Raw genomic sequence first — 25,002 nt, forward strand, 5'->3', positions numbered from 1 at the left:
GGCTCAATGTCCCTTCGGGTCGAGAACGTCGCGCAGGCCATCGCCGAGGAAGTTGAAGGCGAGCGAAACGAGGAAGATGGCGATGCCGGGAATGGTGGCGACCCACCATTGTTCGAAGATGAAGCGCTTGGCCGTCGCAATCATCGCGCCCCATTCCGGCGATGGCGGCTGAGCGCCCATGCCGAGGAAGCCGAGGCTTGCGGCCGTGATGATGATCGAGCTCATGTCGAGCGTGATGCGCACGATAAGGCTCGGCACGCAGAGCGGCGCAATATGCCGGGCAATGATGCGCCAGGCGGAAGCACCGGTCAGGCGATAGGCCGCGACGAAATCACTGCCGCGCACCGTCATGGTTTCGGCACGGGCAAGACGCGCATAGGGTGGCCATGCGGTGAGCGCGATGGCGAGAATGGCGCTTTCGACGCCCGGCTTCAGCGCCGCAACAAAGGCCAGCGCGAGGATGAGGCGGGGGAAGGCCAGGAACACATCCGTCACCCGCATCAGCACCGTATCGACGATACCGCCAAAATAACCGGCGATGCAACCGATGGCGAGACCGATGGGTGCTACGAGAACGACGACGGCAATGACCATGCCGAGCGTGACGCGGCCGCCATAGAGAATGCGCGAGAGAATGTCGCGGCCCAGCTCATCAGTGCCGAACCAGTGCTCGGCGCTCGGGAAGGCAAGGCGGTTGCCGAGGTTCTGCGTCGCCGGATCGTAGGGTGCGAGCAGCGGCGCCAGAAGCGACAGCGCGATGAAGAGGACGATGATGGTCAGACCGGCCACCGCCAGCGGATTGGACTTGAGATTGAGCCAGATGCGATACCGGTTGCCCCAGGCAGCCTGTGTTCGCGAATGCGGCGTCTCATCCAGCGCCCAGTTTCTGAAATTAGCTAACATCATCGAACGCGAGGATCCATAACTCTGTAAAGCACGTCTGCGAGCAGGTTGAGGGCGACATAGATGAAGCCGATCAACAGTGTTGCTCCGACCACGGGGTTCATGTCCGCGTTCATGAGCGAGACGGTGAGATATTGGCCGAGGCCGGGCCAGCTGAAGACGGTTTCCGTCACCACGGCACCTTCGAGAAGGCCGGCATAGGTGAGCGCGAGAACGGTAACGAGCTGCACGGCGACCGTCGGGAAGGCGTGGCCCCATATAACGGTCATGGCCGAAAGCCCCTTGGCGCGGGCGGTGATGACATATTCGCCCTTCAGCGCGTCGATCATGAAGGCGCGCGTCATGCGGGTGATATAGGCCATGCTGAAATAGGCGAGAATGCAGACGGGCTGCACCATATGGGCGATGGCGTCGTAAAAGGCGTCCCAGTCGCCGGCAAGCAGCGTATCGACCGTCATCAGGCCCGTGACCTGCGTGATCATGCCGTCATAGATGATGTCCTGCCGGCCCGGTCCCGGTGCGACGCCGAGCGTGGCGTAAAAGACAAGCAGCGAAATCAGCGCCAGCATGAAGACCGGCACGGAATGACCGGCAAGGCAGACGACGCGGATCACCTGGTCGGTCAGCTTGCCCTGCTTCACGGCGGCCCAGACACCCAGCGGAATGCCGATCAGCGCGGCGAGGATAAGCGCTGCCGTGGCAAGTTCGAAGGTGGCGGGGAAAACGCGCTTGATATCGATCCAGACCGGATTGCGGGTCAGGATCGAATTGCCGAAATCGCCATGCAGGACCTGCGAGACATAGTGGAAGAACTGCACGACCAGCGGCTGGTCGAGACCCATTTCGGCCCGCACCCGCACGATGACGTCTTCGGGCGCATTGTCGCCGACCGCCGCGATGACGGGATCGACAGGCATGACGCGCCCGATCATGAAGGTGATGATCATCAAACCGAACAGCGTCAGGAGGACGCTGCTCAGTATCGACGATATGCTTTTAACGCGCTTGTTCAATGTCACGCTTTCTTCGCATCGTGGTAGGAATTGCCTTCGGAGAGAACGCCGAGTTCAAAGCCGGAAACGCCCTTGCGGAAGGCTGCCGTCTTCGTGGTCTGGAACATGAACACGAAGGGGCTGTTTTCCATGTGCTCGCGCTGCAGCGCTTCATAAAGCTCCACGCGCTTTGCCGGGTCTTTCTCGTCACGGGCAGCTTCCGCCTTAGCGGCGAAGTCGTCGTTCTTGAAGCGCGAACGCCACAGGAAGGGCTTCGACTTGGCGTCGTCGCCATTGTCCTTGTTGATGTTGAAGACATCGGCGTTGGAATGCGGATCGAAATAATCCGTGCCCCATGCCGATAGCGCCATCTGGTGTTCGCGGGCGCGCATCTTGGTCAGAACCTGACGGTTCTCGGCCGATTGCAGGCGCACCTTGATGCCGATATCGGCAAGGTTTGCCTGAATGGCCTGCGCCAGATCCGGATAGGGCTGGGCGGAATAGTGATCCATGGTGATTTCGAAACCATCGGCAAGGCCGGCTTCCGCCATCAGCGCCTTTGCCTTCTCGACATCGCGCTGGAACGGCGTGTCGTTGACGGCGCCGGGGAAGCCCTTCGGCTCAAAGCTCTGGTGGATTTCGTGCGTCAGCGGCACGATGTTTTCCTGCATGCCCTTATAGTCCAGCGCCCACTTGATGGCCTGCCAGACCTGCGGCTTGGCAAGGTTTTCATTGCCCTGATTGAGCGAGATCAGCACCAGCGAGGCAATGGACTTGCGCTCCAGCTCGATATTGGCGTCGTTCTGGACGGTGCGCAGCTGCTCCGAGGTCAGGTCGCGGGCAATGTCGATATCGCCCTTCTGCAACATCAGAAGCTGGGAAGACGGATCGGTGACGTGGCGCAGCACGATGCGCTTGATATTGCCCTTATAGGGGCCGTTCGGATTGACTGTCAGCGCAACGCTTTCGCTGGGCTTCCAGGCCTGCAGCATGAAATCGCCGGAACCGGCGCTGTTCTTTTGCAGCCAGCCATTGCCGAGGTCTTCACCCGAAGCATTGGCGAGAACCGCCTTCTTTTCAACGATCGCGCCGATATTGGCGGAGAGGCAATAGAGCAGAAAGGAGATGGCGGTCGGCTTGGCCGTCGTCAGCTTCACCGTCTTGTCGTCGGCGGCAACGATGGTCGTTTCGGCATTTTCAGGCGTGAAGCCGAACTGACCGATGATGAAGGCCGGGCTCTTGTTCATCTTGATCGCGCGCTGCAACGAGAAGGCAACGTCTTCCGCAGTCACTTTCGCACCGCTGGAGAAGGTCGCATCGTCACCGATCGTGAAGGTAAAGACCTTGCCGTCCGCATCGGCTTCCCAGGATTTCGCGACAACCGGATCGACCTTGGTGGAATCCTCACGGTTGGCCCGCACCAGCTTCTGGTACATGTTGGAGATGATTTCACCGCCGACGGCTTCGAAACCTTCATGCGGGTCAAGGCTCGTCATATTGTCCAGCTGCTGGGCCACGACCAGAATATCCTTGGGCGTTGCGGCAAAGGCCGGAATGCGCGCATAGGACAGGAACGGAACGGCAGCGCCGGCAATCAGCAGGTTGCGTCTTGAAATCATCGAAAATCCCCTTTCGGACCTTATTTTTCGGAAACGGTGTGGGTTTGCCCCAATCCAGTCATTTTTTTTATGTTTTCCCGCGATTACCACGAGCAAACGAGGCCCGACCAATTCCAAATTTGGCAGAGCCTATGCATGGATTGCATTTGCTCCCGCCTTGACCTTTCCTCTACCAATTCCCAAAAGTCTGATGGACGCGCGTCCGCGCCCTCCCGCTATCCGAAGGTGAATGACCATGACCGATCAAAAACCCGTACCCGTCTTCGACGGTCACAACGACGTACTTCTGCGGTTATGGAAATCGGGCAATGTCTCTCCCGAAACGCTTCTCGTCGAAGGCGACACCGTTGGCCATATCGATCTGCCACGTGCGAAAAAGGGCGGGCTGGCCGGCGGTCTCTGCGCCATGTATGTGCCGTCACCCAGCATGGAGAAGGACGCCAACGGTGACTTCCCGACACCTGCCGAGGCTGATGCGCTAAAGGCGACGCATGCCATGGCCGCCCTGCTGTTCCGCGCCGAGAAACAATCCGCAGGCGCACTCAAGGTCTGCCGCACCGCCGCCGATATCCGCAGCGCCATGGCAGAAGGCGCCTTCGCCTCCGTTTTCCATATCGAAGGCGCGGAAGCGATCGGCGCCGATCTGGATGCGCTCTACGTTCTCTACGAAGCGGGCCTGCGCACGCTTGGACCGGTCTGGAGCCGCCCGAACATCTTCGCTTACGGCGTTCCGTTTCGTTTCCCCTCGACGCCGGATATCGGCCCGGGTCTGACCGACACCGGCAAGCGGCTGGTAAAAACCTGCAATGAGCTGAAGATCATGGTCGATCTCTCGCACATGAACGAACAGGGTTTCTGGGATATCGCCAAGATTTCAGACGCGCCGCTGGTGGCATCGCATTCCAACGCCTACGCAATCTGCAATCACAGCCGCAACCTCACCGACCGCCAGCTGGACGCCATCCGCGATACGGGCGGCCTTGCCGGCATCAATTTCGGCGTGCTGTTCCTGCGTCAGGACGGCGTCAAGAACCCGGACACCGACCTCAACGAACTCGTCCGCCACATCGACTACATCGTCAATCGCATTGGCATCGACCACGTCGCGCTCGGTTCGGATTTCGACGGCACCACCATTCCCGCCGCCATGAAGGATGCGGGCGACCTGCAATTGCTGGTCGAAGCCCTGCGCAAGGGTGGTTATGACGACGAGGCGCTTGCCAAAATCTGCCACGGCAACTGGATTCGCGTGCTGGAAAAGACCTGGGGCGCGTAAGACCTCCCATCAAGTGCATCTCCGGCGCAGGACGCCGGAGACATCAAGCGGCAGGCCGTTAAGCCTTTGCCGCTTTTTTCTTGCCGCTCGCCCGGAAGGCCAGAAGCCCGGCGACGACACCGACCATCGCCCATTTCATCGGCAGCACATCCGCCGTCTCGCTGCGGATCGGCAACACGGTCACGGTACCCGGACGGGATTCATAACCCATCTGCCCTTTCGCCTTGGCCTCCGCAATCTGCTGCGGCGAAACGACCCATTCGGCGCCGCGCATCTTGTCCACCGCCATGTATCCGCCGCCCGCCACAAGGGCGACGACCACCGAAAGCGCTATTCTTGATGGCGTATTCATCTGCATCTCCTTCAATCAAAAGGAGCGTGTAATGGCATCAAACACCACCACCAGGCAACCGCCGCGGTCAATTTTGTCCCTTTGGGAACGATCTCCAAAATCTTGCATTCTTCAGTTGTATTTGCGCGATTAAACTGTTGGTTATTCCCGAATAACCGGCGACAAAGTTCACATCGACACTTCATGCTTTTCTGCTAATCACATTTCCTCAACCGCAACGAATTAGCGACACAATCCTGTGGTTCGCCAACAGGAACTGGCGCTGGGCAAAATAAATGGCAGACAAGAGCGAAATTACACAAACCGATGTTACGGAATCTGCGGTTGAAAGCTTTTTTGCCAGAAACCGCCCCTATCTGACTGCGATCGCCATTACGCTGGTCTTCGTGATGATGACGTTCGCCATCTATCACCTGACCTCCGAAGTCCGTTATGACGACGTCATCGATGCGCTGACGCAGACCTCGGCGTCGGCGGTGCTGCTCGCCATCGTCTTCACCGGGCTCAGCTTTCTGGCGCTGATATTCTACGACGCCAATGCCATCGAATATATCGGCCGCAAGTTGCCCTTTCCGCCCATGGCCGCAACGGCGTTTGCGGCCTATGCCATCGGCAATACTGCCGGTTTCGGCCCCTTGAGCGGTGGCGCGATCCGCTTTCGGGCCTATTCCCGGCTGGGTCTTTCACCGGGTGAAATCGCCCGCGTCATCGCCTTTGTCACGCTGTCCTTCGGGCTTGGGCTGCTTTCGGTCAGCGCCATCTCCACCTTCATCGTCGCGCCGCGCATCGCCGCTATCATCGACGTCGATGCCGCTATCCTCAGAGGTACGGCGCTTGCCATAATCGCGGCTCTCGGGGCGGCGGCCTTTGTCGGGCGCAACGGGCGTATCATCCGGCTCGGCGCATGGCGTCTGCGCCTTCCGGACAGCCGGACATCATCGCGGCAATTCCTCGTTTCCGCCTTCGATATCGCCGCTTCCGCTTCCGTGCTTTATGTCCTCCTGCCCGACACACATCTCGGCTGGCCGACATTTTTCGCCATCTACGCCACCGCCGTCGGCCTTGGCGTCCTCAGCCATGTGCCCGCGGGCCTCGGCGTCTTCGAAACCGTCATGGTTGCGGGGCTTGGCAATGCCATAAGCGTCGATCAGTTGCTCGGAAGCCTCGTTCTCTACCGCGTGATCTATCACGTTCTGCCGCTGGTGGTGGCCATTCTGGTCATGCTCGTCTCGGAGATGAAGCAGTTCGCGGCAAAGCCTGTTGTCTCCGATATCAGCCAGCTTGCCGTCAGGCTCGCGCCGCCGCTGTTATCGACCTTCGCGATGATCCTCGGCGCCATGCTGATCTTTTCGAGCGTGACGCCGACACCGGACAGCAATCTGGATTTCCTCTCCAATTTCGTGCCGCTTCCCATCGTCGAGGCCGCGCATTTTCTGACAAGCATTCTCGGCCTCGTACTTGTCGTTGCCTCGCGCGGCCTCGGGCAGCGGCTGGACGGCGCCTGGTGGATAGCGCTCGTCGCTGCTTCGCTGGCGCTGGTCCTCTCGCTCCTCAAGGCCATCGCCGTGTTTGAAGCCGCCATCCTCGGCGTCTTCATCGCGGCCCTTTCCGTCAATATGCGCAGCTTTAACCGCCATGCCTCGCTGGTGAAGCAGGCGTTGGGTCCAAGCTGGCTCGCCGCCATGGCCGTCATCATTGCGGGCGCGGCGACAATCCTGCTCTTCGTCTATCGCGATACGGATTACAGCCAGACATTATGGTGGCAGTTCGAATTCTCCGAGGAAGCGCCGCGCGGATTGCGCGCCCTTTTAGGCCTCGTGCTCGCCTCCTCCACGATAGCCATCTTCAGCCTGATGCGGCCGGTGGCCTTCAGGCCGGAGGCCATCAAGGCCGACGACGTTACGAGCGCGACCGGTATCGTCATGACGCAGGATGCGGCCGACGCCAATCTGGTGCGCATGGGCGACAAACACGTAATGTTTTCCGAAAACGGCAACGCCTTCATCATGTATGGGATTCAGGGCCGCTCATGGATCGCTTTCGCCGATCCGGTCGGCGACGAGAATGATTTCCCCGATCTGGTCTGGCAATTCGTGGAAGCCGCCCGTGGCGCCGGCGCGCGCGCCGCCTTCTATCAGATTTCGCCTTTTCTCCTCTCCCATTGCGCCGATGCGGGCCTGCGCGCCTTCAAGCTCGGCGAACTGGCATTGGTCGATCTCACCGCATTCGAACTGAAGGGCGGAAAGCTCGCCAATCTTCGCCAGTCGCTGAGCCGAGGCGCGCGCGACGGACTGACCTTCGAGGTGGTCGAGCAAGCGCAGGTCGCGGATATTCTGGATGAGTTGAAACAGGTCTCCGACGGCTGGCTTGCCCACCACAATACCCGGGAAAAGCGCTTCTCGCTTGGTGCTTTCGAGCCGAATTACATACTGTCGCAACCAGTCGCCGTGCTGCGCAAGGATGGAAAGATCACCGCCTTTGCCAATCTCATGGTGACGGACACGAAAAAGGAAGCCACCGTCGACCTCATGCGTTTTTCGCCGGATGCGCCGCGTGGCTCGATGGATTTTCTCTTCGTCAGCATCATGCAATATCTGCGCGATGCGGGCTATGCGAGCTTCAATCTCGGCATGGCCCCCATGTCCGGCATGTCGAAACGCGACGCCGCCCCCGTCTGGGACCGCATCGGCAGCACGCTGTTCGAACACGGCGAACGGTTCTACAACTTCAAGGGACTTCGCGCCTTCAAGGCAAAGTTCCACCCGAAATGGGAACCGCGTTACCTTGCCGTGCAGAACGGCGCAGACGCCGCTATGGCGCTGATGGATGCGACAGTTCTCATCAGCGGCGGCGTCAGAGGAGTGATCGGAAAATGAGGAAATCCAGCATGCTGAAAGCGGTTCTTGCCGCCTCCGCTCTGTTCGCCGCCCCCTTGTTGGCTTCTGTCACCGTTTTTGCGCAGGACAAGCCCGCTTACGAGACCGGCATGATCCCCGCCGGACACATCATGGTGCCGGATGGCGAAATTCTCGCCAGCGTCTTCCTGATTTCCGATGCGGACGGATGGACGGCCACCGATGAGACCCGCGCCAAGGCGCTGGTGGAAAAGGGTGCTGCCGTGGTCGGCATCGACTTCAAGGAATATCTGAAGGCGCTCGAGGCCGATGACGACGAGTGCATCTATATGATCTCGGACATCGAGTCGCTCTCGCAGCAGATTCAGCGCACCGCCGGCACGAGCAGCTATCGCCAGCCCATCCTCACCGGCATCGGCAAGGGCGGAACGCTGGCGCTGGCGATGATTGCGCAGAGCCCCGTCTCCACCGTCCGCGAAGCCATTGCCGTCGACCCCAAGGCCGGCCTGCCGCTTGAGAAAATTCTCTGTACCCCCGCCACCAAGGACAAGGCGGATGGCGAAACGGTCTATGGCCTGACCGACGGCCCGCTGCCTGCACCCGTCAGCGTGCTGTTCACCTCTGCCGCGGATCAGAAGGGCCGCGACCACGTCAATGCGCTCGTCAAGCTGCATCCCGATATCGACGTGACGGATGTGGATGACAAGGGGGACGAGGTTCTGACCCAGACCCTGTCCGACCAGATCGACGCCGCAGGCGACACCGACAGCCCGCTCGGCCTGCCGATCAAGGTTCTGGAAACCAGCCCGGTGATGGACACCATGGCGGTGATCTATTCCGGCGACGGCGGCTGGCGCGATCTCGATGAGGAAGTGGGCGGCGCCTTCCAGAAGGAAGGCATACCCGTCATCGGTGTCGATTCGCTCCGCTATTTCTGGAAGGAAAAGAAACCGCAGGAAGTCGCCACAGATCTCGGCCGCATCATCGACACCTATCGCAAGGAATGGAAAGTCCGCAATGTGGTGTTGATCGGCTATTCCTTCGGTGCCGATATTCTTCCCGCCACCTATAATCTGCTGCCTGACCGCGACAAGTCGCATGTCGTGCAACTGACCCTGATGGGACTTTCGACCGAAGTGGATTTCGAGATTTCCGTCGAAGGCTGGCTTGGCGTTGCCGGTGAAGGCAAGGGCGGCAAGACGGTGGATGACATCGCCAAGATCGATCCGAAGCTGGTGCAATGCATCTATGGCACGGAAGAAGAAGATGAAGACCCCTGCCCCGGCCTGAAAACCAAGGGCGTGGAAACGGTCGGCATCGAGGGCGGCCACCATTTTGACGAGGACTATGAGGGGTTGGCCAAGCGTATCGTGACATCGCTGAAGACCCGGCTGCCGAAATAGCCTGCATCACCACAGGCCGATATTCCACATCTCGGATAATCTTTGACGGCGAACGCATCGACGACGCGTCTTCGCGTCGCGGCCGTGCTTGCGGAATCGCCTAAACTATTATTCAAAAGAAACCGGCCTGCAGTGGATGTTCATCACATTTCCGCAACCGTGCTGCTGTTGATCGCCAACCATGGATTTTGTATTTCCGGACGGGTTCAGGGAGCCGCCGCATGCCCGCTTTAAAGCGAAAGACGAAAACACCAGTCCTCGTGGAACGCATCGATCATTTCGTCGGCCAGGTCAAAGAGGCGATGAAAAGCGATGAGACCCTGCGCAACAGAAAAATCCGCGACCTGTGGGATGCCGAGGTCCGCTACCATTTCGAAAATGGCCGCACCGAAAAGACGCTCGAACTCTACATCATGAAATATCGCAATGCGCTAAAGGCCGAGTTCGGGCCGAAGAGCACGCCGCTTGCCATCTGCAACATGAAGAAGCTGCGCGAGCGGCTGAACACCTATATTGCGCGCGCCGACTATACGAAGACCGGCGTGGCGACCTCCATCGTCGAGAAAATCGAACGGGCGGAGTTCAACACCGCCGGTCGCAAGCCGACCGTTCTGCTGCGCATCGCGGATTTCATTTCGGCGATGAACGGCATGGGAACGAAAGAAGAGATGCAGACCCTGTGGAACGCTGAAATCAGCACCATGCAGGGCAGGGCCCAGACAACGATCATCTCCTACATCACCAAATATCGCAACGCCATCCGCGAGGCCTTCGGCGACGACCATCCGATGCTGAAGATCGCCACCGGCGATGCCGCGATGTATGACGATGCGCGCCGGGTGAAGATGGAGAAGATCGCCAGAAAGCACGGCGCACTGATAACCTTCGAGAATTATCGACAGGTTCTGAAGATCTGCGCCGATAAACTCCTGTCCGCCGATCCCCTGATGATCGGCATCGGCCTGATCGGCATGACCGGACGCCGCCCCTATGAGGTCTTCACCCAGGCCGAATTTTCCCCTGCCCCCTATGGCAAGGGCGTCTCCAAATGGAGCCTCCTGTTCAACGGCCAGGCCAAGACGAAACAGGGCGAAGGAACGAAATACGGGATTACCTATGAAATCCCGGTGCTTGCCCGCTCGGAAACCATTCTCGCCGCCTATAGGCGCCTGCGTGAAAGCGGCCAGGGAAAATTGTGGCATGGCATGTCGATCGACGATTTTTCGTCGGAAACCCGTCTGCTGCTCCGGGACACGGTTTTTAACCTGTTCGAGGATATCTGGCCGAAGGAAGAGCTTCCCAAGCCCTATGGCCTCCGGCACCTCTATGCAGAGGTGGCCTTTCACAATTTCGCGCCGCCGCATGTGACCAAGAACAGCTACTTCGCCGCCATTCTCGGACATAACAACAACGACCTCGAAACCTCGCTGTCCTATATGACTTATACATTGCCGGAAGATCGCGACGATGCGCTGGCACGGGCCAAACGCACAAACGAGCGGACGTTGCAGCAGATGGCGACGATAGCGCCGGTGTCCCGTAAGGCATGATGCTTCCGGGCGTAAAATCGCTCGGCAGCGTTATCGGAGATGGTCCGGCCGCAGAGTTCAGTCCTCCGCGGCCGGCCGTTTCATTCATCAAGCCCGCGCATCACCGGAGGTGCGGTAAAGCAGGGTCAATACCGTCAGCATCAGCCCTACAAGTGCGACCGAGCCGAAAATATAGAAGTTCCACTCCGGCGCCAGACCCCGCTGCAGCACAACGCCGCCGATCATCGGGCCGGCAATGCCGCCAAGCCGCCCGACCGCCAGCGAAAAGCCGAGACCCGTACCGCGAATATGGACGGGATAAAGCCGCCCGACCAGAACATTGGCCAGGATCTGCGTTCCGATGGTGCCCGCACCCGCAAGGGCGACGAAGGCATAAAGAAGCGGACCCTTGTTCACCGTCAGGGCAAAGATCGAGGCGGCGCCGATGGCAAACAGGACCGCCACGACCACCTTGACGTTCCCCTTATCCGCAAATCGCCCGCCGATGAGAATGCCGATCGCAGCCCCGACATTGAGCATGACGGAAAAGCTGAGCGCGGAACTGATGTCATAACCCATCTTGTTCATGATGGTGGGCAGCCAGTTGACCATGCCGAAGGTGAGAAGCAGCGAGCAGAAGTGGATGCCCCAGGCATTCAGCGTCGAGAGCATCCGGCCTTCCGAAAACAGCGCGCCGACCCCGCCCTTTTGGATTTTTGCATGCGGCACGATGCGTTGCAGGCCATAGCTGTCGCAAATGCCATCAGCCTCCGCCTGCCGACCCTTGCTTGCCAGCCATTCGGGCGATTCCGGCAGGAACCGCATGAAGATCGGTAAAAGAACAAGCGGCAGACCGCCGATCAGCATCAATGGCCGCCAGCCATAGGTCTCCAGAAGAAGGATGCCCATGACGCCGGAAATGATGCCGCCGATAAGATAGCCGAGGAAAGACAGGGAGTTGGCCTGCGCCCTGCGATGCGGCGGCGAAAATTCCAGCACCAGCGCGGTGACCGTCGGCAAAAGCGCGCCAAGCCCGAGACCGGCGAAGAAGCGCGTAATTTCAAAGGCGAGAAAATTCGGCGTCATGGCCGAGGCGATCATCATCGCCGAAAAGCCGGCGAGGCTGAGAAGAACCACCTTGCGGCGGCCGATGCGGTCGGCCATGGTGCCGGCAAACAGCGCGCCCAGCAGCATGCCCACCAGCGTCAGCGCGGCGGCGCGCCCGACCATGGCCGGGTTCAGCGCCCATGCGCTTTCTTTCAAGAGTGCCGGTGCGACGGCGCCATAAACGACAAGATCGTAACCATCAAACATGATCATCAGGCCGCATGTCGCGATAACGCCGGCCGGGTTCTTCGTCCGCACTGACGCGGCGCTCAGATAATTCGTGGACATGTTCCTCCCTTTCACGCAAGAACGCGCCATCCGGAATGGATAAGCGTCTTCCCGTCCCTGCGATATCCTCCGTGAGTGCCCGGCTTGCTCCACCCTGATACATGCCTCGCTCCCGTCAAGCACATATCGCCAGTATCACCCGCCTTCGATTAAATGTTGCATTTGCAAAAATTGCAAATGAAATGTTAGCCACTGCCAAGCGCACCGCGCCGACGAAATTTTAGCCGGCCTCCAACCCGGAAATCGTCGACAGCGTCGGCGTCCAGTTCAAAATACGAATCCTGTTATAGACACCGTGAATGACGAAGGGGTCGGCCTCGCTGAAAGCGATGACGTCCTCGATCGAGAGAGCTTCGGCAATGACAAGCGCGGCCGATGAGACGCCGGAAACGGCGCTCATTGGGCCGGAAGCGAGAATTCTAAAACCGTCGGCCATCGCGTCGCCATTGCGCAGGTGGGCCTTGTGGGCGTCCAGATGGGCTGCACGTTGCGAAGCCGTAGCGGGATCGCTTTCGGCGAAACGCACGTAAAGCCGTGTTGGGTTTCTCGGGCCGCTCATCTGGCAAGTACGAAATCATGGTTCACCGACCAGAACCAATCGTTGGTAAAACCCAGTTCTTTCGCCTTCCGCGCATCGTCAACCCGCTGGAAATCGGCAAGCAGGCTTTCTTTTACGCCGAAGACCGCATCCGAACGGATATAGGGGTCATCGGGATCGAAGATATGCGTGACGAGCGTGGTAAAGCCTTCCGCCGAGACGATATAATGCAAGTGCGCCGGCCGGTAGGGATGCCGCCCCATGGCGCGCAACAGCTGCCCGACCGGACCGTCATCCGGGATCGGATAATATTTCGGCTTGGCGGCCCGGAACCAGTAGCGCCCGTCCTCGCCGGTGATGAAGACGCCGCGCAGGTTGAAATCGGGCTGGATGCCCTTCTGCTGCACATCGTAAAAACCTTCGTCATTGGCTTGCCAGACATCGATGCGCGCGTCGGCGACCGGCGCCCCCTCGGTATCGAGGATGCGGCCGGTGACCACCATATCCTCGCCCTTGCCATCGAGGCAGATGTTTGCACCCATCGGCATTTCCGGCGCATCGGCCACATGGAAGGGGCCGAGAACGGTCGATTCCGACGCACCGCTCGGCTTGCGATGGTTGATGGCGTCAACCAGCATGGAGACGCCGAGAATATCGGAAAACAGGATCCATTCCTGCCGCCATTCATTGCAGATCTGGCCGACCTCGGTGAGAAAATGAATGGCCTTCATCCACTCCTCCTCAGTCGGTTCGATTTCCTTCACCGCCTCATGCAGCTTGCGTGTTACGACCGCCATGATTTCCTTCAAACGCGGATCGTCACAATCGCGCATGCGCGCGATCACGGTTTCAGCCGAACGTTCCTCGATGAAGTAGCCGTCATCATTGCTCATCTTCATATCCATCGTCTCCTCCTCCCGTTACTCCGGCCGCGTGCCCTCGAAGGCGCGTTGCAAAAGGTCGCGGATCGCAGTTTTTTCGATTGGCCGCGGGCACCAGTAAGGATTGGCCGTTGCAAGCTCTGCCATGGGATCGAGATCGTCCGACCGGACCCCGAGAGCCGCAAGGCTTGCCGGCGCGCCAAGTCGGGCGGCGAAATCATAAAGCCCCGCCCCTGCCCTGCCGCCGACAAGAGCGGCAAGGGGTGCAAGCAAATCCGGCACCGCCTGTTCCACATATGCGATGGTGTGCGGCAGAAGCACCGCATGGGTTTCCGCATGTGGCAGATCGAGACTGCCGCCCAGCGTGTGACAAAGCTTGTGATGCAACGACATGCCGACGGCGCCAAGCACCGAGCCGCACAGCCATGCACCATAAAGCGCGGTTTCGCGCGCCTCGATATCCCGCGGCTCGGCCTTCACGCCGGGAAGGGCTCCGATCATCGCCCGCAGCCCCTCGGCCGCCATCAGGCTGGCGATGGGATTGCGGTCCTGCGCATAAAGCGCCTCCGCCGCATGCGCCATGGCGTTCAGCCCGCTCGTCATGCTGATGTCGACCGGCAACCCAAGCGTCAGTTCCGCATCGTAAATCACCACTTCCGGCAGGATTTCCGGCCCGCGGATGGTGGTCTTCACCCCGTTTTCCGTCTGGCCGAGAATGGGCGTCACCTCGGAACCGGCATAGGTGGTTGGGATGACGATCTGCGCCGCATCGGTGCGCAGCGCAATGGCCTTGCCGAGGCCGGTGGTGGAACCGCCGCCGAGCGCCACGACGCAATCCGCACCGGCGGCGCGATAGGCTTCGACCGCGTTTTTCGTCACCTCGACCGGCGTATGCATGGCCGCATCGGAGAAGACGCCGGCAGCAAGCCGGCCGAGCCGGGCGGCAAGCGCCTCCGCGTCGCCCTTCTGCTGCGGCGTGGAAAGCACCAGCGCCCGCGACAGGCCAAGGCGGTGGATTTCCTCCGCCGCGCCCGCCGAGCTGCCCGCCCCGAAAACGATGCGGGCGGGCGCGGCCGTGTAGACGAACGGCTGCATGGGTCAGTTCCCGTCGAGTTTGAACAGGCGGCGCGCATTGGTGCGGCCGATCTTCACCCGGTCGGCCTCGGCAATGGTCGTCGCGTTGAACCAGTCGGAGGCATGGTCGATATTCTCGAAGGGCCAGTCCGTGGAAAACAGAATGCGGTCGGCGCCGATTTCCAGGATGGCGTCGATCAGCGTCTGGGTGCGGAAATTGCCCGAGGTGGTGATGTGGAAATTCTCGTTGAAATAATCCACGAAACGGCGCTTGGCCGGATAACGCGGCGGCAGCTTCACCCAGGCATTGCGGTGGTCGATACGCCACATCATGTAGGGCAGGCCCTCGCCCATATGGCCGAGAATGATGTTGAGGCGCGGATGCTCGTCGAACAGGCCGGACGCCATCAGACGCAGCGCATGCACAGCCGTTTCCTGCGCGAAAGCCCAGGTGGGGCCGAGCAGCCAGGGATGGCCGTCATAAATGCGAGAGTCCTGGGGCAGCGGATTGCGCGGATGCAGGTAAAAAGGCACGTCGAGCTTTTCGACTTCGCCCCAGAACGGGCGATATTGCGGCAGGTCGTAATAAAGCGGCGTCTGCCCATCGCCCTCCTGGCTGAAGCCGTTAACGAGCGCGCCGACGAAACCGAGATCGTTGACACAGCGCTGCAATTCCTCCGTCGCCGCATCCGGGTCCTGCAAAGGCAATGCTGCGAAGGCAAGGAAGCGATCCGGCCGCTTGGCGCATTCTTCGGCAAGCACGTCATTCGCCCGCCGCGCGATTTCGATCGCCTTCTTCCTGTCGGGGATTGCCTGCACCGCCGGTGCGTTCAGCGACAGGATCATGGTTTCGATGCCATGCGCATCCATCAGCTTCAGGCGCGTATCCTGAATGTCGAGCAGGCGGTGCTGCAATTCCTTCCAGTAGTCGCCGGGTACGAAACCGGCCGAGTCCTGAAGAGTTTCCGGGATTGCGAAATGCTCCTCGAGAGCGACCTTGCCTTGCATGTTATTTCCTCCGAATTCACTGTATGATTTGCCGCCTGAGAAGCGATCAATATTGGCCCTTGGGTTCCAGCCCGAGCATGCTCTGACCGATCATGGTGCCGACGGCGTCCCAGTTCATGCTGATATGGCGGCCGACCGCATTGGCATCGCGCCACGCCCGCTGCACCGGGTTGGAAAGATCGAGCCCGACGCCGCCGGTGGAATCGTTGAGCGCCTGCACGGCGCGCAGGGCGAGAGACACCGCAAAGGACTGGCCGCGGCGGCTGAGAAGGCGGTCATCCACGGTAAACTCCGCCCGACCTTCGATCCTCGCCTGCGAAAGCGCCTGCGCCCGGGCGACATCGCGCAGCAATATTTCGCAAGCCGCATCGACGCTCGCCGCTGCTTCCGCGACGCGCAGCTGGATGGTTGGAAATTCGGCCATGCGATTATTGCCGCCCGCCACCGCACCGCGCGTCACCCGGCTGCCGACGTGATCGACATAGGCGGCAAGCGCGCCCCTCGCCGCACCGACGCCCGCCGCCGCGAGACAGGAGGGGATTCCGGTCAGAAGCGGCATGTTGAACAGGCCTTCCTCCGCATAATAATGCCCGCCGGGCGTCTTCCCACTGGTGGCGTCGGGGAAGGTCAGAACCCGGTGTTTGGGAATAAAGACATCATCGAGAACGAGCGTCTTGGAACCCGTGCCGGCCAGGCCCACCACGTGCCAGGTGTCCTCAATCACATATTGCCCGGCGGGAACGAGCAAGAAGGCCGGAACCGGCTTTCCCTCGCCCTGCGGCGGCAGGATGGCGGCGCAGAGGGACCATTGCGCGTTCTCACAGCCTGAGGCGAAGGCCCATTTGCCGCTCAGGCGATAACCGCCATCGGCAAGCTCCGCCATCTTCACCGGCGCATACGAACCGCACAGCAGTGCGTCGGGGTTTTCACCCCAGACATCGGCCTGCGCCTCTTCCGGAAACATCGCCAGCAGCCATTGATGGGCCGACAGCAGGCCGGCGACCCAGCCGGTCGACGCACAGGCGGCCGAAAGCTCGATATTGGCCTCGACCAACTCGGCGAAATCTCCGCCCTTGCCGCCGAAGGCGCAGGGCTTGACGATATCGAAATAACCGATGCCGCGAAGCGCCTCGATGTGGCTGGCGGGAACGCGCCGGGCCTCCTCCGTCTGTCTGGCGCTCGCCCGGAAAAGATCGGCTATGCCGGCAACGCGGCTGGCGAGGCGGGCACGCGGGTTCGTTTGCACCGGCTGCGGCGCATGGCTCATATCGTTCATGATTGTCTCCTTGCGGGAATGCTCTGATCGCGGAAATTCAGGCAGGTTCGTGCGAGGGGCTTGCCGCGCAATATTGGGCGTTTTCGTAAAGCAGCGGCCGTGTCACCTCGCTGACATCGGCCGAAACAACCTGCCCGATGAAAACGGTATGGGTTCCGTAAGGCATGGCCGCGACCCGGCGGCAGGCGATGGCGGCATGGGCCGTGGGCAGATAGAGAACGCCATTGTCGTGGCGATGCCATTGACCGTCGCGGAAACGCTCTTCCGGCGACACCTTGCCGCTAAAGGCATCCGATAGGGCAATCTGATCCTGCGTCAGCACATTGACGATGAAATCGGGCCGGCACAGCAACAGCTCATGCAGCAGGGTGCGATTGTTCAGGCAGACCAGCAGGGATGGCGGCTCCATCGAGACCGAAGTGACGGCCGTGACCGTCATGCCGTGATCGCGCTGATCACCCGAAGCACAGGCCGTAATAATCGTCACAGTCGCCGGGAAACGGCGCATCGTTGAACGGAAATTCTGACCGACGCCTTCGGGCGCAAGGCTGCCGAGGCCAAACAATGCTGATGTCATGAGATCCTCCCAAATCCTGTGCTCTTATTTATTTGCATTTGCAACGTTTGTCAATGCAAATGTTCTTCGCCATTTTTTGTGAAAGGGAGAACGCCGCATTCCCCCGTCTTATGGGGCGAAGCTATTGAAACGGATGGATTGTGCCGGTACAGCCGATAGGCGCACATCAGCATCGGCGCAGATGGCTCTCAAACGGGGATTTGCTCGTGTCCTATCAATTCACCGACTCGGTACCCTACCTGCTCAACTGGGTGGGCGTTCGGCTTGGCGAGCGCTTTTCCGTGAGACTGGCCTCCTATGACATCACCCTGCCGATGTACCGGGTGCTGGCCACGTTGCGGCAACAGGAGAGCAAGACGCTGACCGAGCTTTCGGACATGGTGTCGGTGGAGATTTCCACGCTTTCCCGGCTGGTGGGGCTGATGGTCCGGCGTAACCTCGTCAGCCGCGAACGACCGCTCGACAATGCGCGCATCGTGCGCATCACCCTCACCCCGAAGGGCGAGGAACTGGCCGATGAACTCATGCCCATCGCCGCCATGTTCGAAAAAACCGCGATCGAAGGCCTCGACCCGGCCGAAGTAAAACTCTTCAAAAGCATACTGCGCCATATCGGCCGCAACATTGCCGGCCTCTGACACAGATAGCCGGCGAACTAGCTAAGACCAACCGGCAGTCACGGCCCGCCCAGCGATCTTGCCGTGCAATGTACTTGCAACAAGCTGTTCCTATCCCTGCGGTATGTCCCCGCAGCTGAAAGGAATTCCCATGTCCAGCAGAGCCTCACTCGCAGTCCCGACAGCAATCATCCTTATCGCCAGCGCGTCCATGCTGCTCACGGCCTGCGCCTCAACCGTCATGAAAAGCTATATTGGCGCGCCCATTACCAGCGTGATGCTGGACTATGGGCCGCCAGACAATATTTATAGTCTGGGCCCCGGCCAGCAGGCCTTTCAATGGCGGAAGAAAAAGACACAGGTTGTTTCCGGGTCATCGAGTGGCGAGGTGCGGACAACGCGGCGCGGTGAGCGATATGAAGTGGAGGAAACGCCAGGTTATGTCGAACGCATCGATTGCTATTATACGTTCTATACGCGCAGTTCCGGCAACGAGTGGTACGTAACAAGTTTCCGGCAGCCGTCGCTTGAATGCGAATGATCATTTCCGGATTTCATCTGGCGCCGCCTGTTTTGCGGTCCATGTTATTGTACCGCCGCCTTCACCTCGAAAGCGGCGGCGTTCTTTTGAAAATTCTCCCTGGGCCTGTCATGAACGGGCCGATTAGAAACGATAGTTCAGACCGGCCTTGATAACATGATCGCTGACATCGGTCTTCGACCTGCCGCTGGATGTCGTCGTGGCCACATTTCCTGTGCTCACATAATTATATTCGAACTTTGCCGACAGGCCGCCGCCGAAGCTCTGTTCAACGCCTGCCCCGACCAGATAACCCTGTTTCCAGCCATCGGGACCCGTCACGCCATTGCCGTCCTTGAACTTCGTCGTGGTCAGGCCGGCAGTGCCGTAAATGAGCGTCTGGTCAAGCGCCACGCCGGCCTTCATCTTGGCCGCGCCACGGAAACGCTCCCGCAACCGGCCGTTCGGCACACGCGCCTCGTTCCCGAGATAGGACCCTTCGAGTTCCGCACCGACCACGCCCGAACCGAACTGGAAGTTATACCCGGCCTGCACACCGCCCGTCAGGCCGCGGCCGCTGGCCAGTGGGTTGAATTTCGGGGAGGAGACGCCACCATGCACACCCACATAGGCCCCGCCCCAGGAGAAGGCTGGCGTATTGCCATAATCGAAGGATTGCTGCGTATTGTAGTTGGTGAGATCAGCGGAGTAGGCATTGCCTGCAACCGCGACGGCGATGGTCACGGCGACAAGCGATTTCTTGATGATCGACATGAATGACTCCAGACGAAACCGATGCGCCATCTTGTGGCGCAGCCAAGTTTCAGTTCGCGTTGAAGAACCGGAAACCGGCTCCCGTTAGTCTGCTGCGCCAGCCGACATGACATGCGGATGCGTTCAGCAGATAAGGGGATTTTCCCCACGAGAATTGCGTCTGCATTACATCGGGCGAATTTTATTAGAAATTATTTATTTATTTAAATGGTTTGGATGTGTTTTCTTAACCGAATCGTAAGAAATTTCACTATCAGCGCGCGGTCGCAGCCCCTTTGGAAACTATCGATCGAATCTCGAGCCGGACACAGAAGCCGGGATTGAGATCGAGGAACAGAACGCGGCCGCGATGAAGCTCGGCGGCCTTCTGGACCAGATTTAACCCAAGGCCTGCTCCGGGCGAATTCGTGTTGATACGGTGAAACGGCTCGAATACCTGCCCGCGCTCCGAAACGGCTATGCCCGGCCCTTCATCGCAGACCTCGATGGCTCCGGCCGGATCGATCCGGATCGTAATTGCGCCTTTGCCACCGGCATGGTCTATCGCGTTGCGCACGAGATTGACGACCGCCATCTCGATGATCGAAGTCTGCACCGTGAAAACGACGTCGCCCACGCCTGGCTCGAAATCGAATTCGTAACCGGCATCCATCGCAATCGGGGCGAGATCGGTCGCGATGCGCTCGACAAGCCTATTGAGATCGCGCGGCTCAGCCGGCAGTTTCACCGCACCCACCGCCTGCATTTCCAGCAGCTGCTGCGCAACGCGGGTCAAACGGTCGATATCGGCCCTGATCTGGCGGCTCAGTGCATCATCGGGCAAGAGGTCGGCTCTGGTGCGTACGATTGCGATCGGAGTCCGCAGTTCATGCGCCGCATCGGCAAGAAAGCGGTTGCGGCGATTATACCCGTCATCGAGCCTCGACAGCGCGACGTTGAAGGCATCCACCAGCGGGATGATTTCAAGGGGAACTTTCGAACGGTCGATCCGCTCAGACCGGTTCTCGAAATCGATGGACTGCGCCTGTTTGACGGTTTCCATCAGCCCGCTCAAAGAGCGGCCGACCGCCCGAGGGGTCACGAGCAGTGTCGCGATGCCCGTCAGGATCAGCATGGGCACGACGGCGATGAGGATGATGAAACCCAGCGCTGGCAGCACGGTCAGCCAGCGGATGGCGCCCTCGGCATCCTTCTCCAGATCCAGCTGAACATTGATCCAGATACTCAGCCCGTCATTGGGAATTCCTTCCTCCGTCCCGGCAATGAACTGAAGCCGCCCGGCGGATGTATCGCGGTTTTCCACGGTGGCGCGCACTGTACCGGCCGCCTCCAGCCGCGCGCGGTCAAAACTCCAGGGAAAAGCCGCCGACAGGGCAGACGCCGGAACAACGCCGTATTGCAAGACGATGTCCTTGGCGTCCCGCACCACAAACCAGAGATTCGGATAGCGCCGTTTCAGCTCCGCCAGCTCCGGCGTCGCCGAAAGTTGCGGCCTGCCCTGTCCATCCTTCGTCACGCTCTCCGCGACGATGCGGGCGGCCTCTTCATTCGCACCTTCGAGCCGCGGATCAATGATCCATATCCAGCCTATGAGAAGGATGACGAAAAGCACGAGCAGAAACGCCTGCAATGCGAAAAGGCGCTTCATCAGCCCCCATCGCAGGAATCGATTGCGCTCCTGTGTCATGTCTTCAACCGGACGAGATAACCGATATTCCGCACGGCCCTTATCTCCACCGAGGCTTCCGCCTGCGCCAGCTTCTTCCTGATACGGGAAATGTGCGCATCGAGAGCGTTGGACTCGATCTCGTCATCGAGCGTATAGGCCGCCTCGATCAGGTTCGCCCGCGTGACGATGCGGTTCGGACGACGCAGCAGCGCCTCCAGCACCAGATATTCCCGACGCCGCAACTCGATGATGGAGCCGGCAATGCTGACCTCATTGCTGCGCGGATCGATGCTCAGATTTCCGAAATGCGCATATTTGTCGGAAAGAGAAGGGCCGCGTCTATGCAGAGCCCTGAGGCGAGCGAGCAGCTCCTCGATTGCAAAGGGCTTGGCAAGATAATCATCCGCTCCGGCATCGAGCCCGTCGACACGGTGATCGACACTTCCAAGCGCCGTCAGAACAAGGATAGGCACGGAATGCCTGCTCCGGCGAAGCGAAGCCACCAGATTCAGCCCCTCGCCATCGGGAAGGCGGCGATCCAGAACCAGAACATCGTAAGACCCGTCCCGCGCAAGGGCTTCAGCATCGCTGATGGTGCGGACATGATCGGCAAGCACATCGCGCCGACGCAGGGCTTCAAGAAGCGCGCGCGCCATTTCGGGTTCATCCTCAAGAAGCAAGATACGCAATGACGTTCCCCAGATGAATCCTTGCCACCCTCATCACTGTTCGCTGAATGTTGCAGCTACATTGCACGAGGACGCACGGACAGTTCATCTTCTACCACCCTGCCTGCCAAAATCCGACGGCATTGCGTGTGTTTTCGCAAAAGGGAGGTCTTATGGACGCGTCGCCTAAGGTTTACGAACCCGGTCTGTACCCGTGTCTCGCATAAAACCGGTCAAGCTCGCGCTGCTGCGGCATCTCACCGGTATAGATGGCGATATAGTCTGGAATCCTCTGCATCCGCACCGCCACATCTTCCTCGGACTGCATGGAAATGTAGCCGATCTGCACCAGATAGGTGGTCCGGGCACGCACATCCGCCGTGTTTTCATTGTGACCGAACCGCACGAACATGCGTGAAAGCGCCGCCATTCTCATCTCGTCAGCCTTGCGAACTTCCGCAAGGATCTCATCGGACTGAAGAGCCCAGCTTCGAACGGCGAACTCAAATCTGCTGTCGAAGAGCGAGGAATCCAGCCAGCAATCGAAAACATTCAGCATGGCTTCGGCCATCGTCTCGGCGTACGCTTCGGATTGCGTGACGATGTTTCCGGTGTTTTTTTCCCGCCAGCGGGCGACGAGCGCGGCCAGCAATTCCTCCCGGTCCTTGAAGAACCAGTAGAAACTCGTGCGCGACAGATTTAGCTTCTTCGCCAACGGCAGGATTTTGACGGAATCCACGCCCGATTCCAGCAAAGCCTGATAGGCGGCCTCAAGCCACCCCTCCTGCGATCCACGCCAACCGGTGTCGTTCAATGTCGCTTCCATAACGAGTTCGTAGCAAATAGGCCTCTTCGCGACAAGCGGATGTACACCCATGTCGAAAAGAAAGACAATTGTGCTTTGTAAATTGACACAAGTGTACATTAACGCTTAGCCTTGAGATAGAAACCTTTTGGAGCAGGCTATGTCGAGCGATCCACTTCTGCAGCCCTACCAGCTAAAACACCTCACGCTGCGCAACCGCATCATCGTCACATCGCACGAACCCGCCTATCCCGAGGATGGCATGCCGAAGGGACGTTACCGCGCCTACACGGTGGAGCGGGCAAAGGGCGGCGTTGCGCTGACAATGACAGCCGGTTCCGCCGCTGTCTCCAGGGACAGCCCGCCCGTCTTCAACAATCTGCTCGCCTATAAGGATGAAATCGTCCCATGGATCCGGGAAATGACCGACGCCGTGCATGAACAGGGTGCGGCGATCATGATCCAGCTCACACATCTCGGCCGCCGCACCCGCTGGGACAAGGGGGACTGGCTGCCAATCCTTGCGCCGTCTCATCATCGCGAAGCGGCGCATCGGGCTTTTCCGAAGAAGATCGAGGACTGGGATATCGAGCGTATCATCAAGGACTTCGCCGACGCCGCCGAACGCATGAAGGCGGGCGGAATGGACGGCGTGGAGCTGGAAGCCTATGGCCATCTGATCGACCAGTTCGTCTCGCCGCTGACCAATGAACTGGACGGTCCCTATGGCGGCCCGCTCGAAAACCGCCTGCGCTTCTGTCTCGACGTCTTCAGGGCGATGCGCGAACGCGTGGGCGACGATTTCATCCTCGGTGTCCGTTATACCGCCGACGAATGTCTTGAGGGCGGCACCGGAAAGGCAGAGGGCATCGAAATTGCCAGACGATTGAAGGATAGCGGCCTGATCGACTATCTCAATGTCATCAGGGGCCATATCGATACCGACCCCGGCCTGACCGACGTCATCCCAATCCAAGGCATGGCCAACGCGCCGCATCTCGATTTCGCCGGTGAAATCCGCGCCGCGACCAGTTTCCCAACCTTCCACGCCGCCAAGATCCCCGATGTCGCCACCGCCCGCCACGCCATCGCCGCCGGCAAGGTGGACATGGTGGGCATGACCCGCGCCCACATGACCGACCCGCATATCGTGCGCAAGATCATGGAAAAACGCGAGGACGATATTCGCCCCTGCGTGGGCGCCAATTATTGTCTCGACCGCATCTATCAGGGCGGTCTCGCCTTCTGCATTCACAATGCGGCAACGGGCCGTGAGGAAACCATGCCGCACGAGATACCCAAAGCGGCGGAGCGCCGGAAGGTGGTGATCGTCGGCGCCGGTCCGGCCGGGCTCGAGGCCGCGCGCGTTTGTGCCGAACGCGGCCATGAGGTCGTTGTGTTCGAGGCCGCCAACAATCCCGGCGGCCAGATCCGGCTAACCGCGCAAAGCGAACGCCGCCGGGAAATGATCAGCATCATCGACTGGCGCATGAGCCAGTGTCAAAGGCTGGGCGTCACCTTCCACTTCAACAACTGGGCCGAAGCGGACACGGTTCTTTCGGAAAACCCTGACGTCGTTATCATCGCCACCGGCGGTCTGCCGCACACCGATGTGCTTTCCAGCGGCGCCGATCTCGTCGTCTCGGCATGGGATATCATTTCCGGGGACGTCAAACCGGGAACGAATGTGCTGGTTTTTGACGATGCCGGCGACCATGCAGGTCTGCAGGCCGCCGAATTCCTCGCAAAAGCCGGGGCGAAAGTGGAGATCATGACGCCTGATCGCTCCTTCGCCCCGGAAGTCATGGCCATGAACCTCGTTCCCTATATGCGCTCGCTGCAAAAGCTCGACGTCACCTTCACCGTTACCTACCGGCTGGAAGCGGCCGAAAGAAATGGCAACCAGCTTGTCGCCCATGTCGGCAGCGACTATGGCGGCGTGGCGAAATCGAGAACCGTCGACCAGATCGTCGTCAACCACGGCACGATCCCGCTGGATGACCTTTATTTCGAACTCAAGCCCGGTTCAAAGAACCTTGGCGAAATCTCCTATGACGCCCTGCTTGCGGGAACGGCCCAGACGGTTGAGCGCAACCCGGAAGGCGCCTACCGGCTCTTCCGGATCGGCGATGCGGTCGCCGCGCGCAATACCCATGCGGCGATCTACGACGCGCTGCGTCTGGCAAAGGATATTTGAGACCGGCGCTCCCGACGGACAGAGGCAGAACAAATCTGCCTCTGTCGCCATGTAATCCTGAGTGCAGGAGCGGC

22 protein-coding genes are annotated in these 25,002 nt (G+C 59.9%); 7 read left to right on the plus strand and 15 right to left on the minus strand.

The genetic code is table 11. From position 1 onward, the window contains the following. Window positions 1-3: 3 nt before the first annotated feature. The 3 genes from nikC to PL597_RS20505 are packed head-to-tail and all read right to left on the minus strand — an operon-like array spanning window position 4 to window position 3,514. Window positions 4-906 (minus strand): nickel transporter permease, encoded by a 903-nt coding sequence (gene nikC, locus PL597_RS20495; protein WP_271366139.1) that lies wholly within the window; start codon window positions 904-906, stop codon window positions 4-6. Then, window positions 903-1,916, minus strand: a complete 1,014-nt coding sequence (locus PL597_RS20500) for an ABC transporter permease (RefSeq protein ID WP_063950297.1) — start codon at window positions 1,914-1,916, stop codon at window positions 903-905. Before PL597_RS20500 ends, nikC begins: the two co-directional genes overlap by 4 nt. A gap of 2 nt (window positions 1,917-1,918) precedes the next feature. Then, the gene (locus tag PL597_RS20505; protein ID WP_271366141.1) at window positions 1,919-3,514 is read right to left on the minus strand and encodes an ABC transporter substrate-binding protein; all 1,596 of its coding nucleotides are present in this window, start codon (window positions 3,512-3,514) and stop codon (window positions 1,919-1,921) included. Between the two features lie 235 nt (window positions 3,515-3,749). On the opposite strand from PL597_RS20505, the gene PL597_RS20510 reads away from it, so the two are divergent. Continuing rightward, entirely contained in the window at window positions 3,750-4,790 is a 1,041-nt protein-coding gene (locus PL597_RS20510; RefSeq protein ID WP_142913588.1) for a dipeptidase, read from the plus strand. A 58-nt stretch (window positions 4,791-4,848) separates the two neighbouring features. Here PL597_RS20510 and PL597_RS20515 read toward each other — a convergent pair whose 3' ends face one another. Continuing rightward, complete coding sequence (locus PL597_RS20515) at window positions 4,849-5,142, minus strand: hypothetical protein (RefSeq protein ID WP_077981591.1); 294 nt, start codon at window positions 5,140-5,142, stop codon at window positions 4,849-4,851. 275 nt (window positions 5,143-5,417) lie between these two features. On the opposite strand from PL597_RS20515, the gene mprF reads away from it, so the two are divergent. The 3 genes from mprF to PL597_RS20530 all read left to right on the plus strand — a co-directional run bounded on the left by mprF (window position 5,418) and on the right by PL597_RS20530 (window position 10,950). Then, window positions 5,418-8,018 carry a bifunctional lysylphosphatidylglycerol flippase/synthetase MprF gene (gene mprF / locus PL597_RS20520; protein ID WP_269824531.1) on the plus strand — a complete coding sequence of 867 codons (2,601 nt, stop codon included), beginning with the start codon at window positions 5,418-5,420 and terminating at the stop codon, window positions 8,016-8,018. Further along, window positions 8,015-9,400 carry a virulence factor gene (locus PL597_RS20525; RefSeq protein ID WP_416372245.1) on the plus strand — a complete coding sequence of 462 codons (1,386 nt, stop codon included), beginning with the start codon at window positions 8,015-8,017 and terminating at the stop codon, window positions 9,398-9,400. The genes mprF and PL597_RS20525 overlap by 4 nt, the downstream gene beginning before the upstream one ends. A gap of 221 nt (window positions 9,401-9,621) precedes the next feature. After that, window positions 9,622-10,950: a telomere resolvase gene (locus tag PL597_RS20530; RefSeq protein WP_271366143.1), complete on the plus strand. Its 1,329-nt coding sequence runs from the start codon at window positions 9,622-9,624 to the stop codon at window positions 10,948-10,950. Between the two features lie 87 nt (window positions 10,951-11,037). Here PL597_RS20530 and PL597_RS20535 read toward each other — a convergent pair whose 3' ends face one another. The 7 genes from PL597_RS20535 to graD all read right to left on the minus strand — a co-directional run bounded on the left by PL597_RS20535 (window position 11,038) and on the right by graD (window position 17,678). Next, window positions 11,038-12,324 carry an MFS transporter gene (locus tag PL597_RS20535; protein ID WP_271366145.1) on the minus strand — a complete coding sequence of 429 codons (1,287 nt, stop codon included), beginning with the start codon at window positions 12,322-12,324 and terminating at the stop codon, window positions 11,038-11,040. 220 nt (window positions 12,325-12,544) lie between these two features. Further along, complete coding sequence (locus PL597_RS20540) at window positions 12,545-12,883, minus strand: YciI family protein (RefSeq protein ID WP_137410913.1); 339 nt, start codon at window positions 12,881-12,883, stop codon at window positions 12,545-12,547. Next, on the minus strand, window positions 12,880-13,767 hold the full coding sequence (gene graB / locus PL597_RS20545; RefSeq protein ID WP_137410914.1) for a hydroxyquinol 1,2-dioxygenase: 888 nt from the start codon (window positions 13,765-13,767) through the stop codon (window positions 12,880-12,882). Before graB ends, PL597_RS20540 begins: the two co-directional genes overlap by 4 nt. A 15-nt stretch (window positions 13,768-13,782) precedes the next feature. After that, window positions 13,783-14,838 carry a maleylacetate reductase gene (graC, locus tag PL597_RS20550; protein WP_269833955.1) on the minus strand — a complete coding sequence of 352 codons (1,056 nt, stop codon included), beginning with the start codon at window positions 14,836-14,838 and terminating at the stop codon, window positions 13,783-13,785. Window positions 14,839-14,841: 3 nt separating this feature from the next. Next, the gene (gene tsdA, locus PL597_RS20555) at window positions 14,842-15,825 is read right to left on the minus strand and encodes a gamma-resorcylate decarboxylase (protein WP_077981343.1); all 984 of its coding nucleotides are present in this window, start codon (window positions 15,823-15,825) and stop codon (window positions 14,842-14,844) included. A gap of 46 nt (window positions 15,826-15,871) precedes the next feature. Beyond that, window positions 15,872-17,101, minus strand: coding sequence for an FADH(2)-dependent resorcinol hydroxylase oxygenase component (gene graA, locus PL597_RS20560; protein WP_271366147.1), 1,230 nt, complete (start codon window positions 17,099-17,101; stop codon window positions 15,872-15,874). A 37-nt stretch (window positions 17,102-17,138) separates the two neighbouring features. Further along, a complete protein-coding gene (graD, locus tag PL597_RS20565) occupies window positions 17,139-17,678 on the minus strand; it encodes an FADH(2)-dependent resorcinol hydroxylase reductase component (RefSeq protein ID WP_077981341.1) in 540 nt (179 codons plus the stop codon). Window positions 17,679-17,884: 206 nt separating this feature from the next. Between graD and PL597_RS20570 the strand changes: the two genes are divergently transcribed. Both PL597_RS20570 and PL597_RS20575 read left to right on the plus strand, forming a co-directional pair. After that, entirely contained in the window at window positions 17,885-18,316 is a 432-nt protein-coding gene (locus PL597_RS20570; protein ID WP_004433168.1) for a MarR family winged helix-turn-helix transcriptional regulator, read from the plus strand. A gap of 130 nt (window positions 18,317-18,446) precedes the next feature. After that, on the plus strand, window positions 18,447-18,836 hold the full coding sequence (locus PL597_RS20575) for a hypothetical protein (RefSeq protein ID WP_271366148.1): 390 nt from the start codon (window positions 18,447-18,449) through the stop codon (window positions 18,834-18,836). A 123-nt stretch (window positions 18,837-18,959) separates the two neighbouring features. On the opposite strand, the gene PL597_RS20580 is transcribed toward PL597_RS20575, so the two are convergent. The 4 genes from PL597_RS20580 to PL597_RS20595 form a co-directional block, all read right to left on the minus strand. Next, on the minus strand, window positions 18,960-19,589 hold the full coding sequence (locus tag PL597_RS20580; protein WP_271366150.1) for an outer membrane protein: 630 nt from the start codon (window positions 19,587-19,589) through the stop codon (window positions 18,960-18,962). 253 nt (window positions 19,590-19,842) lie between these two features. Then, window positions 19,843-21,237 carry a sensor histidine kinase gene (locus PL597_RS20585; RefSeq protein ID WP_269824539.1) on the minus strand — a complete coding sequence of 465 codons (1,395 nt, stop codon included), beginning with the start codon at window positions 21,235-21,237 and terminating at the stop codon, window positions 19,843-19,845. Between the two features lie 35 nt (window positions 21,238-21,272). Continuing rightward, on the minus strand, window positions 21,273-21,947 hold the full coding sequence (locus tag PL597_RS20590) for a response regulator transcription factor (RefSeq protein WP_271366152.1): 675 nt from the start codon (window positions 21,945-21,947) through the stop codon (window positions 21,273-21,275). Between the two features lie 172 nt (window positions 21,948-22,119). Continuing rightward, window positions 22,120-22,752 carry a TetR/AcrR family transcriptional regulator gene (locus PL597_RS20595; RefSeq protein ID WP_162520551.1) on the minus strand — a complete coding sequence of 211 codons (633 nt, stop codon included), beginning with the start codon at window positions 22,750-22,752 and terminating at the stop codon, window positions 22,120-22,122. 139 nt (window positions 22,753-22,891) lie between these two features. On the opposite strand from PL597_RS20595, the gene PL597_RS20600 reads away from it, so the two are divergent. After that, the gene (locus PL597_RS20600) at window positions 22,892-24,928 is read left to right on the plus strand and encodes an NADH:flavin oxidoreductase (protein WP_269824540.1); all 2,037 of its coding nucleotides are present in this window, start codon (window positions 22,892-22,894) and stop codon (window positions 24,926-24,928) included. The last annotated feature ends 74 nt before the right edge of the window (window positions 24,929-25,002 follow it).

Origin of the sequence: Agrobacterium sp. ST15.13.013, from assembly GCF_027956525.1 — a bacterium.
Taxonomy (GTDB): Bacteria; Pseudomonadota; Alphaproteobacteria; order Rhizobiales; family Rhizobiaceae; genus Agrobacterium; species Agrobacterium salinitolerans.